The organism is Comamonas sp. E6 (assembly GCF_001010305.1).
GTDB lineage: Bacteria > Pseudomonadota > Gammaproteobacteria > Burkholderiales > Burkholderiaceae_C > Comamonas > Comamonas thiooxydans.
In genome coordinates this window covers 14,420-27,975 of the sequence record NZ_BBXH01000013.1, presented here as the reverse complement: position 1 = coordinate 27,975, position 13,556 = coordinate 14,420, and the positions used below count along the sequence as shown (strand labels likewise).

Here is a 13,556-nt window from a genome sequence, read left to right as displayed (position 1 = left end):
GAGAGAGAAATGGCTGAACGCAAATTCTGCTGCTTCAAGGGCCGGGGTGAAATCAGCCTGGTCGATTACCTGGCCCGTCTGGCACGCACTGCAGGCTTCATTCCTGTGGGCAATGCGCCCAGCTTTGTACTCAACGCGACCGAGACCACGGAAAACGTAAAGGACTTCACCACGCCTGGCGGTGGTACTGCTTGCGCGTTCCGTGAAATCGACGCCGTCAACGTCTCCCTGCAACTGCGCTGCCACTCCCCACGCAATTGGTCCATTGCTACTGGGGGCAGCGGTGAAGGCGCCGAGGTGGCAACAGCCGCCGTCGCCAGCGAGGAGCATGTGCTGTGGCCTGGCACTGTGGAGCCACTCGACCACCTGGCCGACGACACCGTGGCCATCGTGGTCAAGAGCGCAGACGGTCAAACGACCTATGACGTTGGCACCGACTACGAGATCACGCCGGCAGGCTCCATCAAGCTGGTCGAAGGCACCACCATACCCGCGCCGACAGTGGCGCAGGGCAAGGGCCAGCCCAACATCACGGTTAGCTACACACGACGAGAGCAGCGCCTGATTCAGCTGTACTCGCAGCCTCCCAAGCCCGTGGCGCTCCACTTCGATGGCTACAACGTGGCCGAAAGCCCCGTCCAGCCCATCCACTTTGACCTCTTCAAAGTGGTCTTTGGCCCGGCTGCATCCGTGAACATCATCAGCGACAACCTGGCCCAGCTCGAACTGACCGGCACTGTCGAGCGTGATGCCACGCGCCCGCTGGGCTCCTTGGCCAACCCCTTCAGCCAGTACGGCACGCTGAAGATCTGACGGGCGCGAGCGATGTATCTGGGTCAGTACGAACAGGAGCACAACCCGCATTACCTGGGTCGAGGCATGTTGTATGCCGGCCCGGCCATGCGAGACTGGGCCACAGGAATGCCACCAGGCCGTCGCCTGGGCAATGCCTCCGGCCTGGTCGTGACTCCCAACGTGCGCCGGCTTCGTACCAGCCCCTGGGACGGCCGTAGCAATGCCGTGATTGACGGCGTGTCTGTGTCTGTCCAGCTCTACGGCCATGGCGCGGCAAACCTGGCCATGGCCCTCAACGCTCAGCGCCTGGCTACGGCCAGCGCCCGCATTACGACGACCGTTGACGTCTCCGGTCTGCAGCTTCCGGCTGGCGCAATGCTTTGGACGCCCCATCAGGTCGACCAGCAGCAGGCCGTGCAGGCCGTGCCGTCATGGGTAGCCTGGACCGAGGGCACCGAGTGGCGCCGCGCCGATTGGGGCATCGAGCTGCTGCAGGGCATCGTTGCCCCCCAGGGCGCAACTGTGCGCATCACCAGCACCGCCGAAAACAGCGCCGAGCAGCTCGACGCCGGCAACGGCGGCGACCCCGAAATAGGCCTGGCCTACGCCGGCATCAACAAGGCAGACGGCAAGCCCATGCGCCTGCAGTGCTACCGCTGCCGTCCGCTGCTCGATGGCGGCCTGACGCTGCTGGACCAAGCGGCCAGCAGCATCAGGCTGACCCTCCAGCTGCGTCCCGTACACCGCACCGACCGTCCCGCCGCCTGGTATGACTTGGCTCGGGCGGCCTACAAGACTATTTGATTAGAGAGATACAGCATGTCCAAGACACAGCTGGCCCGCGGGATTTGGGCGAGTTTCGCCCCGACAGAAGATCCGTTTGCTGTTCAGAATGGCATGGAGGCCAACCTGCGCCTCATCGACGACCACCTGGCGCTCTACACTCTGGCCGGCCCGGTGCCGCCTACGACCGCGCTGCCGACGGATGCGCGGCTAGGGGCCGGCCAGATCTATGACGATGGCGCCTATGCTGTTCTAAATGCTGGTGCCTGGCAGACCTACCCGGCCCGCATGGGCCTGCGCGCCTTCGAGCTGCTGAGCAATATCGAATATGTCAATATCGGTACGGGCTGGCAGGTCATTGCACAGAAGACTGAGAAGTTCTACCTGACTAGAGCCCTCATGCAGGCCGACACTGGCCAGCTCGTGGGCACCCAGGGCGTTGTCACCAATGACCCTGGCCATACGCTCGAAGCTCCGATCAACGGTGGCTATACCTGGACTGGGCTGGCATGGGTGCGCAATGGGTTTCAACCAGTAAATCAATTCGATTTTGATCGACTGGATGCATTGCATGTAAACGCAAAAAAATCATATCCATTACAGGCGCGCGTTAGAGATGGCGTCACGTCGATTGTGCATTACGCGTGGAGTGCTTTGCTGCTTGACGTTGTTGTGCGCAATGCACGGCCAGGCAAGCTCTATCAAGTCTCTTATTACCAAAACGGCGCCGTGATCGGCGTTCCTGGCTGGGGCTGGGTTATCCGCGAGTTTGACGAGGTCACATTTGCAACGGCGAGCGGTGCGGGCAGGATTATCGTTAACTACAACGACAAAGCGAGCGCAAAAATTGATCGCGACGGCGGGATACAAGTTATCCGCTTGATGAGCACCGATGGGGTCGAAATTGATTTGACGGTTGACCCGGCCGGCTTGCTGCCAGAGGGATCGCCGATCAATAGCAATAGCGGCACAGGGCTTGCGGGGTGGTCTTGGGTTGTGCACCCAAACCGTTACGTGCTTGCCGAGCCTGCCATGCATCAAGCACGTCGTAACGATGTGCGCAGTGAGAAAAACGATTTTCTGACGAAGGCGCTGGTGCGCGTGGAGGTTTTCGGCGCGCGGCCCGGGAAGGTGTACGGCATCCGGCATTTCAAAAATGGTACGACCGCGCTTGTGGGGCCTCAAGACGGCTGGATCATCGAAGAGCAGGACGCCGCGACATATGAGGCGAATGCGACTGCCCTTACTGTCGTCAATTTCACAGATCCTGCGCCAGATATTGTGCGCGCCGGCGTGCAGACGATTACTGTGGTTAGCCAAGTCGTGGCAGGTCTGCAGTTTGTAATCACGATTGACACTGCGCAGCTGCCGGCATTCGGCACATTCGTCGCCATGAATGGTGTCGCGAATCCGGGCTACAGCTGGGTCATCAACCCGGCTCGGTATGTCGTGTGGCCCGATGCGGTGGGCGCAAGGATGTCGTGGCGCACTACTGCGGCAAGGATTATCTTGGTGACGTGGCAAAGCGCTGACCGCTGGTATCGCATCGAGATTGGCCCCAATGGGAAGAACAACCTGCCGAACATTCGCCAGCTCTGGACGGCCTCGCGCACCGGGCGCGCGGCAGGCGCTTGGACGCTGCTGTGGTCTGGTTCCACAGACTGGCTTCCACCTCTGCGCTGCTGGGCTGTGAACGGTGGTGTGGAGCTTCCTGCGGGGCGCATTTTTACCGGCGGAAATCACGGCTCTGACGGCGGCAGTGGCGGTGATATGACCGCTGCGAATGTGATGTGGGATTGCGTTATCGACGGAGCACCTGTGAAGTGGGAAGATGCAGCCGGCAATGCGGAGCGCATCACGCTGCGCATCGTCAACGATGTGCGAGCCGCAAACACGATTGCGACAACACCACCACGCTATGTGTTACGCGAGCATTTTGTGGTCTCCATCGCTGCCGCCGGCCTGGGCTTGACTGGGGAGCGTGTTGCGCTTGAGGGCATCAACGTGCTCACCGATTACGGCGTACAAGCCACAACCAACGGTTTCCAGCAAAGCATGCTCTTCGTTGGCGGCGAAGATCAGTCCTGGGTGGCCTACACAGCTGGCAAATCGTCTGGCGCAAAAGTGGTATCCCCCGATGCATGGGCCTGCATTCTGAAATCTGAAAATGGCGAGCTGGCGCTCTGGCAGGACCGTGGCTACAAAGATTCGGATGGCAAATTTGTAAACGGTGACTGGCCCATCATGAAGGAAAGCGGCAGCAAGATCTACGGCGGAATTGTCGGCCGCGCAGATCTGAATCAGCTGCCACTGCCCGCAACTTTTGCAGCGGGCGAGCGCTGGGCATGGCGCGGCGGCTGGTCAATTCAAGCGCCGGGCCTTGCGCCTGCCGGGATGGATGCTGTCATGCAGCTGCAGAGACCGGGCGGCGGTGCGGCGCTGATGACCGATGCAAAAAAATGGTCGATTTTTTAACGGGTACCTCACGAAAGTGCAAGTTCTAAATTATGAGCAAGCTGTTTCATACACCAGCCGTGAAAACCATCTCTGGCCACGATTTCCAAGTCAGCCAGGTGCCTTTTGAGGTCTTCACTGAGGCTTTCGAGTTCGGCGACTGGTTGATCGGCATGCAAGGCGGCCAGTTCGATCTGGCCAGCCTCAAGGCGCTGCAAGGCGAATCGACCTTGCGCCTGGCGCTGGAAAAGTTGCTGGCAGCGTGCCTGGCGCCAGTGCAGGATGGCCAGGCCAAGCCCATGTCGGTGGCAGACGTGCGTGCGATGCCCATAGCCATGGTGCTCGAAGCGGTCTATGTGGTTCTGGAGGAAAACCTTAGTTTTTTTACCCAGCGCCTGCAGGCGATCAAGGTGATCCAGGCGAAACTGATGTCGATTGGTTCGCCGTTGCTCAGCAGCTCATCGCCGCAGGCCACGACCGACAGCAGCTTCGGCGCTACAGCATCGACGAGCTGAAAGGCTATCTGCAGGCCATCGGCGACCAGGCCGAACGTCATGCACAACACCAGGCGGCCCACACGGCCGTCGCACTCGCAGGGGGCTCAATCTGAGCCCCTTTTTTCATGGGCAAACTCTAAAGCGTTTTACTTATTGCTGATGGCCGAGGCGGGAGACCATGCGGTCCATGGCAAACAACCTCGAAATCGGACTACGGGTCCAGGCCGCGCTGGACGAAGCACGCAAAGAAGTCCGCGCGTTCACTGCCGAAGTCCAAGAGCTGGGCGCAGCCGGCAAAAAAGCTTCGTCAGAAATGTCGACCGTGCCGGCGCCTGCGTCTGGCTCGGCTCCATCGACTCCCAGCTCCGACCAGGCCGCTACAGCCAGGCAGGCGACCACCGCCACTCAAGAGCAAGCCACAGCCACGGCCGCGCTGTCAGCAGCCCAGAAGGAACAGGCCGAAACCTCTGACCGTGCAACCAAGTCCGAGCAGGAGCTGACCAAGCAGCGGGAATCCCAGGGGCAGCAAAGCAGGAAGAACGAGGAGCAGCAACAGCGACAGGCTAAAGGCTCCGACGAAGCCGCCAAGGCAACCGACCGTGAAAAGCTGGCCATTGACCGCCTGATTGCCAGCCTGGACCCCGCAGCCACTGAGGCCTTCCGCCTGGCACAAGCTCAGAACGAACTGAATACCGCCCTGGCCCGTGGCCTCATCACACAGGACCAGCACACGCGCCTCATGGGCCTGGCTCAGCAGCGCTTTGCCGGCCTTGGTGTTTCTGCAGGGCAAACAGCAGCGGCAATGCGCATGCTGCCTGCGCAGATCACCGACATCACCACCAGCATCGCCAGCGGCATGCCTATCTGGCTTGTGGCTATCCAACAGGGCGGACAAATCAAAGACTCTTTTGGAGGTGTCGGGCCCGCTTTCAATGCCATCACCTCTGCAATCACGCCAGCGAGGGCTGCCGTCGGTGGCCTGGCGCTGGGTGTGGGTGCCTTGGCTCTGCTGTTCCTTGAAGCTGAGAAAAAGGCCTATGCCTTCAATGTGGCGGTGCAGACTACTGGCAACGCGGCTGGCGCGACCCAGGGCCGTATCGAAGCCCTGGCAGAGGCCGCCAACAAGGTCAGCGGCATCAGCAGAAGCGCGGCCGAGTCCGCGGCTGTGGCCATGGTGCAGTCCGGCCGCCTCGGCATCGACGTTATCGGCAATCTGACCAAGGCCATCAACGGTTATGCGGCCGGCACCGGCCAGTCCACCGATGCGGCGGCCAGCTCCCTGGCCAAGCTGTTTGCGGAGCCTGCCAAGGCCGCCAAGCAGCTGGATGATCAGTTCAACTTTCTCTCGGCAACGCAGCGCCGGCACATTGCCGACCTGGTCGAGCAAGGCCGGGTCGAGGAAGCCCAGCTCGAACTGAGCCGACAGGCCGCTGACCACTTCGGCCGCGTTGTGCCAGAAAACCTCGGCGTGTTGATGCGATCCTTGAATACAGCGGCAGAGGTCGCCCGTAGGTTCTGGGATGCAATTCTCAATATCGACAAGAAGCAGACCCTTCAGGACGAGATCAACGCTCAGGAGAAACTTGTCACGCAGATGGCCGCCGATCTGACCAGGCGCGGAACCAATCTGGCTGGTAATCAGCAGATGCCTCAACGCCTGATCGACGAGACGGCAAAGCTGAGCAAGCTCTACAAAGACAGAGATGCCGAAGAGAAGAAGGCCGACGATGAGGCCGCTGGCAAGCGCAAGGAGCGCCGCACCAAAGCCGTCCAAGACGAATATGCGGCGGCGATGAAAGCGACTGAAACTGAAGAAAAGCGCCTGGCCGATAACAAGGAGAAATGGCGGGGATGGCGCGATGAAGGGGCAATCACTCAGGCTGAACTGGACGCACTGATCAAGCAAGCCGATGAGAAAGCCAAGAAAAATCCGCGCACTCCCAAGGGAAACACCCCGGAACAAGAGGCCATCCAGCAGATCCGCTCGAATTTGCGCGCTCTGCAAGCATCAATCAAGAGCAGCGATGCCTTCCTGGTCAACCAGTTGGAAGAAGGCCGTGTCAGCATCGATGAGGCCTACAAGAAGCGCCTGGCCGGCATCAATCAGGATATTGACGCGCAGCGCGAAGCCTTGGAGCAGGAGCTAAACGCCAAGGGCACGACCAGGGCCCGTGCCGTCGAGCTGCGCGCCTCGCTCAAGGTTCTGGACCAGTCCAAGGAAGATGCGACGCGTGAGCTGGACAAATGGCGGCGCGCTGAAGATTTGAAGCTGGCCAACATCGTGGTGCGGCTGCGGGTGGACACAGCAGCCCTGACCGGCCAGTTTGACCGGGAAGCCATCCGCAAGCAGCTGGAGCAGCAGTATGCGGAGGACTTGCGCGCGGCTGGACGCCAAGAAGACCCTGCAAAGGCAGAAAAGTCCCGTCAACAGATCCAGCTCCTGATCGATGCGGGAGCAGCCCAAGCCGAGTTCAACAACAAGCTGGCCGAGGCGCAGCGCCTTCAGAGCCAGCTCGGTGTCATCGAGCAGGCAGTGCAGACGCAGGCCGCCCAGGGAACGATCAGCCAGATCGAGGCCGAGGCCCGCATCAGGCAGGCCCGCGCGGCCCAGGTGCCGGTGCTGCAATCCATCGTCCAGGAGTTGGAGCGGGTTCGCAATAGCCTGCCACTTGAAGCTCAGGTTGCCATCGACAACATGAGCACCAGCATCGGCCAGCTCAAGAATGAGGTGGCAAGTGCCACGCCTGTGATCGTCAACCTCGGCACACGCTTGCGCAACACCGTCATCGATGGCGTGGCAGATGCGGCAGGCCAGGCCGTGACGAACTTCAAGAGTCTCAGCGAGGTCGCCAGCGCGACCCTGCGCCAGATTGCTGGTGACATCCTGCGCAGCGACATCAAGCGGTTGTTGACCAACCTGTTTACGCCTGAAGTGAGTGGCGGCGGAACCGTCATCGGCGGTATTTTTGGAAGCATCGGCAAGATTTTTGGGTTCGCTGAGGGCGGATCTCCTTCGACTGGCGGCGGCCGCATTGTGGGACCTGGCACGGGCACCAGCGACAGCATCGCCGCATTGGTCGACGGCAAACGGCCCATTGCCGTGAGCAATAACGAGTTCATCCAGCCAGAGAAGGCTGTGAATCACTACGGTCTGCCGTTCATGGAGGCCGTGCGCACTCTGCGCCTGCCAAAGCCTCGCTTCGCTCTGGGCGGTCTGATATCCGCCAGCCAGCGCGTGAGCTTCGCCACAGGGGGGTCTGTATCGTCCGCGGGCGGCGCCATGACTGGCCAGACTCAGCCTGTGGAGGTCCGCTTCAACAACCAGGGCACTCCCAAACAGCAAGTCGGACAGCCGATAACCAAACAGGAATTGGGCCGCCTGGTCGTCGAAATCATGATCGCAGATGCAAGCAATGGCGGGAAAGCCTCAAGCGCAATCAACGCGGCAGGGAGGCGCAACTGATGGCATACACCCGATTCCCCGATTACGCCCAGCTCGTCTTCGAGACTGATTACATCCTGCGCCCCGTGGGAGGTGTGGAGCGCACAGAGATGGAGGATGGCTTTATCGAGCAGGCTCCTGCGCAGTCCCTGGCCCGCTATGAGCTGCCGCTGACATACCGGCTGGATAGCCTGGCGCGCAAGCAGCTGTTCGAGGCCTGGCGCAAGACCGACCTGGCCCTGGGCGCCAGGTTCTTCGCCTGGCCAGATATCGAAGACCCCAGCGGCGCCACTCTGCGCCGGGCCCGGATCGTGGGTGGTGCGGTCGATTACAAGGCGATCACCGACCGCCTGGATGAGTTCATGGTCTCTTTCACCCTGGAGTACTGGGCATGAGCACGCGCAAGTCTTCTCGATATCGCCGCGCCGCCCAGCAGCTGGCACCGGCCGAGCGCCCCCTGGTGCTGCTGGAGCTGGCCCATGCGCTGCTGCCCGAGCCCATGCGTTTCGTCAATGACAACCAGGACGTGGTCTCTCGCACTCATCTATACGTGGCCACGACTTTCGAGTTCACCTGGCCAGATGACCAGGAGGGCCGCACGCCGGCAGCAGCACTGAGCATCGGCAACGTGTCTGGCGGTGTGGGCGTCTTCTTCGAGCGCACCCACGGTGGCCGTGGTGCCGTCATCACGGCTCTGCAGATCATGCGCAGTGCCCCTGATTTCATCGAAGACGAGCTGACGCTGGATCTACGAAACGTCGAAGTCACGACCAAGGCAGTGACCGGCCAGCTCGGCTACGACGACATTCTCAACAAAGCGGCCGTGGCGTACACCTACCGGCCGGAAACCGCTCCGGGGCTTTTCTGATGCACTGGTCTGACTCTTATATAGACATCCCACACGATGTGCTGGACTGCGCGCAACTCGTCGAACGTGCTTTGCATGAGCAGTTCGGCCGCATAGACATCCACTTCCCGAGGCGCCAGGCAGACGACCTGGCCCACCGCTCGGCCTTGATCACGGCCAACCAGGCTGATTTCGCCAAGCGGATCGAGGAGCCCGTCGATGGATGTGGCGTGCTGATGCTGGCACGCGGCCGCCAGGCCCACATCGGGCTGTATTGCTTGATTCAGGGCGTGCCCTATGTGCTGCACAGCGATGCGCTGTTCGGGTCGAGCATGCGCCAGCCCCTGGCACGCTTGCCTCGGTGCTACCGTGTGGAGGGCTTTTACCAATGGCTCTGATGCCCACACTCTCAGTCATCTGGTGTCCAAACCCGTTGCGCCCAGCCAGTGACCGGAAGGTACTGCCCATTGCCCTGGCCGGTACCGAAACTCTGCAGGGCATCATCCAGCGTCTGGGCCTGGCTGAAACACCCCTAGCCGTCATGTTCAATGGCCTGCCCGTGGCGGCCGAGGATTGGGCTGCGACGCCCGTGACCGTATCTGACCTGATCGTCCTCCACCAGGTAGCCAAGGGTATCGTTGAGGGCAGCACAGTCGCAGCCAAGCTGGTTATGTATGGCGAGATTGGCTGGACTGCTGCCTTCGCTCTGGGAACTGTGGCCGCGTTTGCTGCCAATGCCGTGATCGCCTTCGCCATATCCGCCTTGGCCGGCAGCTTGTCCGCCCGGAGCGCTGCCTCTGCCCAGGGCGATGATGCGCCCACGGCGTACAGCATTGAGGGCGGCTCCAACTCGGCCCGCAACTATGAACCGCTGCAACTGGTACTGGGCGAACACCGTGTATTCCCAGACTACGCTGGCCGTCCGTTTGGCGAATTCGTCCCGGACCCTAGCACGGCCACCGAGGTGATCAACAACACCCCGGTCTATGAAACCCGTACCCATCCGCCATTCGGCTTCGAGGGCACAGCAGTCATTGCCCCATGGGTGCTCATTCGCACAGATGTCTGGGAAAGCGGAACGATTGAGTACTACGGAGACCAAGCCAGCCGCACCTATACCAGCAGCAGCGGCGGAGCGGTCACCCAGCCGCATACCTTTGTAATTAGTCACCAAGGGCTGTTCGACTCGGTGACGACCTATGAGGACTACCTGGTGCAGATCACCCCACCAGAAAGTGGTGGAGGAGACTGATATGGCTTGGAATCCTTTGGGCACGCCGCTGCCAGTCCTGGTGCGCTATGGCTACACCATCATCTACAACACGGAGCGTGTCACGAGTGTCTTCAATTATGGGTTTGGCGACCTGGCCATCAGCGACGAACGCATCGGTGCCAACGCTGTCAGCCAGTACAACGCCATCGAGCTGCACAGCAGTGCAACTCCGCCTGGCCAGGCCGACCGCACAGTGCTGCGTGGTTACGCAAGCGCTGGCTGGCCGACGGATATCTACCCTGGCAACGTGCAGACCGTCGATGGCGGCGCCCTGGAACAGCGGGCAAATGTCGAGAATGACGGCTGGATAGAACGCCGAGGCTCTGTCGCTGGCAGATTCATACAGATGGATATTTCGGGTCGTCTGCTGCGGCAAGCAAGCGGCGGCTTCGAGAATCTGACCTGCCAGGTGGTGGCTGAGTATCAACTGCCAGGATCGGGCGCCTGGCAACCGATGCCGTTTTCTCCCATGACTCTCAGCAATGGCAGCACTCGGCCGCTGCGTGAGACGTTTTCGGCCATGCTCCCCCAGGCTGCTGCCAAGTTCCGCGTGCGACGTGTCACCCCTGAGTACACCGATGCCAACAATGTGGCCGAGATCGAATGGACACGCCTCAAGATCTTCCGCGATACCGATGCTCTGTACCCAGCGCAGTTGCGTCGGGGAATGATGGTCAAGGCGACTGGGCAGCTCAATGGCCGAATCGACCGCTACTCGGCCCTGCTGCGCCATAAATGCTGGGTCTGGAATTCGTCGGCTCCCTGGGATGGCTCCATGCCGGCAGTCGGTGCCGGTGCCTGGCAGTGGACATTCAGCACGAATCCTGCCTGGCTGTTCCTCTACTTCTCGCGCGGCGGGTTCCTCAACCCCACCGCTGCACCGGCCCACCTGGGCCAGGCTGGCTGGTTGGATGAGCCGTCAGCTAGCAATGGTGAACGCCTCTTCGGCGCCGGCCTGCCCAATGCCCGCATCGACTACGGCACGTTGATTGCCTGGGGGCAGTACTGCGCCGCAGCCCAACTGACCTGCCGCATGCTCCTGAGCGGCGCGCGCAGCGCTGGCACTGTGCTCGATGACATCGCTGCAGCCGGCCGGGCCCGGAAAACCTGGGCGCCAGGCAAGCTTTCCGTCTGGTGGGAGGCTGCTGGCCAGCCCTGGATTGCCGCTTTCGGTGCGAGCAACATCATCGCGGGCACGTTCAAGATCGCCTACATCACCGACGACACGGTCGACGAGTTTGGACTCTCATACAGCCAGGCCGATAACGATTACGAGGCTGACACGGTCTATGCCAAGGTGCCTGGTGTCACCCTCCCGGTGAATCAACAGGTCAACCAGGCCACATACAGCATGCCCAAGGCCCAGGCCCAGCGCCTGGTCAATCTTTTGGCTGCCTCTAAGCACTACCACCGCCGCACGATCACCTGGGAGAGTTCCCTCATGGGGCTGACCGTGGCCACAGGCGACATCATCCAGCTCGGCCACGACCTGACCCGCTGGGCTTTCAGCGGCCGCCTGGTCGGCCTGGGCCTGACCGGCACCCGCGTGGCTTGGGTGGATTTGTCGGCCGAGGTGGAGCTGCCAGACGGCAATGACTTCTATCTGATGGTCACACCGCCAGGCGGTGACCCTTTCAGCGTGCGCTGCGCCAAGCCTGTCGGCCGCACGCGCCGGCTTACCCTGGTGGGCAACTGGCCCGCTTCGGCCGCGCCAGGCTGGCTAGACGCCGGCACGCCGAATCCACAGGCTTCTGAAGCGTGGGAGGACACAGCCCCTGAGGACTGGACATTCCTGGGCGGTCCGCAGCAGACGCCCGGTAAACGCGTGCGCATCATCAGCATGGAGCCCAGCAGCTCCAGGCGCGTGCGCATAAAGGTCCGTGATGAATATGAACAGTACTACCCGCTGGAGTGGGGCCTGGGTGTGGTGCCCGAGGTGGCCAGCGGCGAGCGCCGCGTGGCCAGGGCCTTCAATCTGTCGGCCGCACCGCTGCCCGATGGTGGGACGCGCCTGGCCTGGGATCTGGAAGCAGCTCATGGCGCCGATCTGCGAGTCTCTGTGAACGGCGGGCCCAGCCAGCAAGTCCCCGTCGCTGGCCACATCACCGTCCTCGGCCGTGAACTGCTCCTGCCGCCGTATCCGGCCGGAACGCAGCTGGCAGTGTCACTCCTGCCTGTAACTGCAGGTGCACCTATTTCCATTGAGGGTGACACTTTGGAAGTCCGGCTGTGATCTCCTCTCCAAACACGTCTTGAGTCTGGATTTCGTACCGCGCAATTCCTTTTAGCTCTGCAAAAGTACACTTCAGAGCGTTTATCTCATCGCTGCGGCTTCAAATATCGCGCCGCGCTTCATCAGGCGCACATTCATGCAGGAGGTGATGATAGAAAAAATAATAGCTGCCTGCGCTTGATTTAAAAGCGTTTCAGGCAGCTATGAATTTATCTTCGATGACAGTCAAGCGATGCCAGCTATTGTTTTTGCGCAGTGCTGGTGCGATGCATCGTGTTCCGGCGCCGGCATGCGGCGCAGGTAGCTGGCAATAGCTGGTCAGAAAAAGCGGGGCAGAAAAGCGGCTCGGATAGCTCGCTCAAAAAGGCTTGTCGCCGATGATGGCAGCGCGCTCCATCTTGCGCGCGGCGGGCCAGTAATCCTGCACGGCGTAATGCTGGGTGCAGCGGTTGTCCCACATGGCGACGCTGCCGGGCTTCCAGCGAAAGCGCACCTGGTACTCGGGGATGGCCGCCTGACTGATCAGATAGTTCAGCAGCATGCTGGCACCGGGCGTCTTGTCCTGGCCATAGCGCACGTTCTCGGGCGTGTGGTAGTTGGCAAAGTGGGTGGTGAAGCTGCAGACGTAGAGAATTTTCTCGCCGGTTTCGGGGTGGGTGCGCACGACGGGATGTTCGACCGGGGGATGCTGGCGGCCCAGCTCCAGACGCTTTTCTTCGGGCATGACGGCGCCGAAGCCGTGCTCGATGCTGGACTTGGCCTTGAGGCCGTCAATCTTTTTCTTGATGTCCTCGGGCAGATTGCGGTAGGCCTCGGCCATATTGACCCAGATGGTGTCGCCACCGACGGCAGGGCCTTCGATGCAGCGCAGCACGCAGCCCATGGTCGGGTTCTCGCGCCACTGACCGTCGGTGTGATAGGTGTTCTCGTAGTTTTCGCGCTTTTCGCTGCGGTAGATCTGCACCAGACCGGGGTGGTCGGGGTCGCTGCCGGCCACGGGGTGATCCTCCAGATCGCCGAAGTGGCGGGCAAAGCCCACGTGCTCGGCACGCGTGATGTCCTGGTCGCGGAAGAACAGCACTTTGTGCTGGAGCAGCAGGGCGCGAATTTCCTCGGCCAGGCCCTTGTCGCGGGACGCATCGCCGAGGTGGATGTCGGAAACCTCAGCGCCGATGCTGCAGGTCAGTTGTTCGACTTTCATGGTCTTCTCCTAAGTACCCGGCAAGGCCTTG

Annotated in this window: 11 protein-coding genes; 10 read left to right on the top strand and 1 reads right to left on the bottom strand. The window is 61.4% G+C overall.

What is annotated here, in order from left to right; translation table 11 throughout:
* The first annotated feature begins 9 nt into the window (after positions 1 to 9).
* From CSE6_RS12070 to CSE6_RS12025, 10 genes are all read left to right on the top strand, one after another.
* On the top strand, positions 10 to 813 hold the full coding sequence (locus CSE6_RS12070; protein WP_059440644.1) for a hypothetical protein: 804 nt from the start codon (positions 10 to 12) through the stop codon (positions 811 to 813).
* Positions 814 to 825: 12 nt separating this feature from the next.
* The gene (locus CSE6_RS12065; protein WP_059440643.1) at positions 826 to 1,599 is read left to right on the top strand and encodes a hypothetical protein; all 774 of its coding nucleotides are present in this window, start codon (positions 826 to 828) and stop codon (positions 1,597 to 1,599) included.
* Between the two features lie 15 nt (positions 1,600 to 1,614).
* The gene (locus CSE6_RS12060; protein WP_152668566.1) at positions 1,615 to 4,053 is read left to right on the top strand and encodes a hypothetical protein; all 2,439 of its coding nucleotides are present in this window, start codon (positions 1,615 to 1,617) and stop codon (positions 4,051 to 4,053) included.
* A 59-nt stretch (positions 4,054 to 4,112) separates the two neighbouring features.
* Positions 4,113 to 4,547, top strand: a complete 435-nt coding sequence (locus tag CSE6_RS12055) for a hypothetical protein (protein WP_152668565.1) — start codon at positions 4,113 to 4,115, stop codon at positions 4,545 to 4,547.
* Positions 4,548 to 4,716: 169 nt separating this feature from the next.
* Entirely contained in the window at positions 4,717 to 7,992 is a 3,276-nt protein-coding gene (locus CSE6_RS12050) for a phage tail length tape measure family protein (RefSeq protein ID WP_059440640.1), read from the top strand.
* Positions 7,992 to 8,366 (top strand): hypothetical protein, encoded by a 375-nt coding sequence (locus CSE6_RS12045; RefSeq protein ID WP_059440639.1) that lies wholly within the window; start codon positions 7,992 to 7,994, stop codon positions 8,364 to 8,366. Before CSE6_RS12050 ends, CSE6_RS12045 begins: the two co-directional genes overlap by 1 nt.
* Complete coding sequence (locus CSE6_RS12040) at positions 8,363 to 8,839, top strand: DUF1833 family protein (RefSeq protein ID WP_059440638.1); 477 nt, start codon at positions 8,363 to 8,365, stop codon at positions 8,837 to 8,839. The genes CSE6_RS12045 and CSE6_RS12040 overlap by 4 nt, the downstream gene beginning before the upstream one ends.
* Positions 8,839 to 9,216, top strand: coding sequence for a hypothetical protein (locus CSE6_RS12035; RefSeq protein ID WP_059440637.1), 378 nt, complete (start codon positions 8,839 to 8,841; stop codon positions 9,214 to 9,216). The genes CSE6_RS12040 and CSE6_RS12035 overlap by 1 nt, the downstream gene beginning before the upstream one ends.
* Complete coding sequence (locus CSE6_RS12030; RefSeq protein WP_152668564.1) at positions 9,216 to 10,070, top strand: hypothetical protein; 855 nt, start codon at positions 9,216 to 9,218, stop codon at positions 10,068 to 10,070. The genes CSE6_RS12035 and CSE6_RS12030 overlap by 1 nt, the downstream gene beginning before the upstream one ends.
* 1 nt (position 10,071) lies before the next feature.
* Positions 10,072 to 12,324: a phage tail protein gene (locus CSE6_RS12025; protein ID WP_059440635.1), complete on the top strand. Its 2,253-nt coding sequence runs from the start codon at positions 10,072 to 10,074 to the stop codon at positions 12,322 to 12,324.
* Positions 12,325 to 12,682: 358 nt separating this feature from the next.
* On the opposite strand, the gene CSE6_RS12020 is transcribed toward CSE6_RS12025, so the two are convergent.
* Positions 12,683 to 13,525 carry a TauD/TfdA family dioxygenase gene (locus CSE6_RS12020; RefSeq protein ID WP_003062631.1) on the bottom strand — a complete coding sequence of 281 codons (843 nt, stop codon included), beginning with the start codon at positions 13,523 to 13,525 and terminating at the stop codon, positions 12,683 to 12,685.
* Positions 13,526 to 13,556: the final 31 nt, after the last annotated feature.

Coding starts and splice junctions, on each gene's coding strand:
- CSE6_RS12070 (WP_059440644.1), top strand. CDS start 10: ATGGCTGAACGCAAATTCTGCTGCTTCAAGGGCCGGGGTGAAATCAGC.
- CSE6_RS12065 (WP_059440643.1), top strand. CDS start 826: ATGTATCTGGGTCAGTACGAACAGGAGCACAACCCGCATTACCTGGGT.
- CSE6_RS12060 (WP_152668566.1), top strand. CDS start 1,615: ATGTCCAAGACACAGCTGGCCCGCGGGATTTGGGCGAGTTTCGCCCCG.
- CSE6_RS12050 (WP_059440640.1), top strand. CDS start 4,717: ATGGCAAACAACCTCGAAATCGGACTACGGGTCCAGGCCGCGCTGGAC.
- CSE6_RS12045 (WP_059440639.1), top strand. CDS start 7,992: ATGGCATACACCCGATTCCCCGATTACGCCCAGCTCGTCTTCGAGACT.
- CSE6_RS12040 (WP_059440638.1), top strand. CDS start 8,363: ATGAGCACGCGCAAGTCTTCTCGATATCGCCGCGCCGCCCAGCAGCTG.
- CSE6_RS12035 (WP_059440637.1), top strand. CDS start 8,839: ATGCACTGGTCTGACTCTTATATAGACATCCCACACGATGTGCTGGAC.
- CSE6_RS12030 (WP_152668564.1), top strand. CDS start 9,216: ATGCCCACACTCTCAGTCATCTGGTGTCCAAACCCGTTGCGCCCAGCC.
- CSE6_RS12025 (WP_059440635.1), top strand. CDS start 10,072: ATGGCTTGGAATCCTTTGGGCACGCCGCTGCCAGTCCTGGTGCGCTAT.
- CSE6_RS12020 (WP_003062631.1), bottom strand. CDS start 13,525: ATGAAAGTCGAACAACTGACCTGCAGCATCGGCGCTGAGGTTTCCGAC.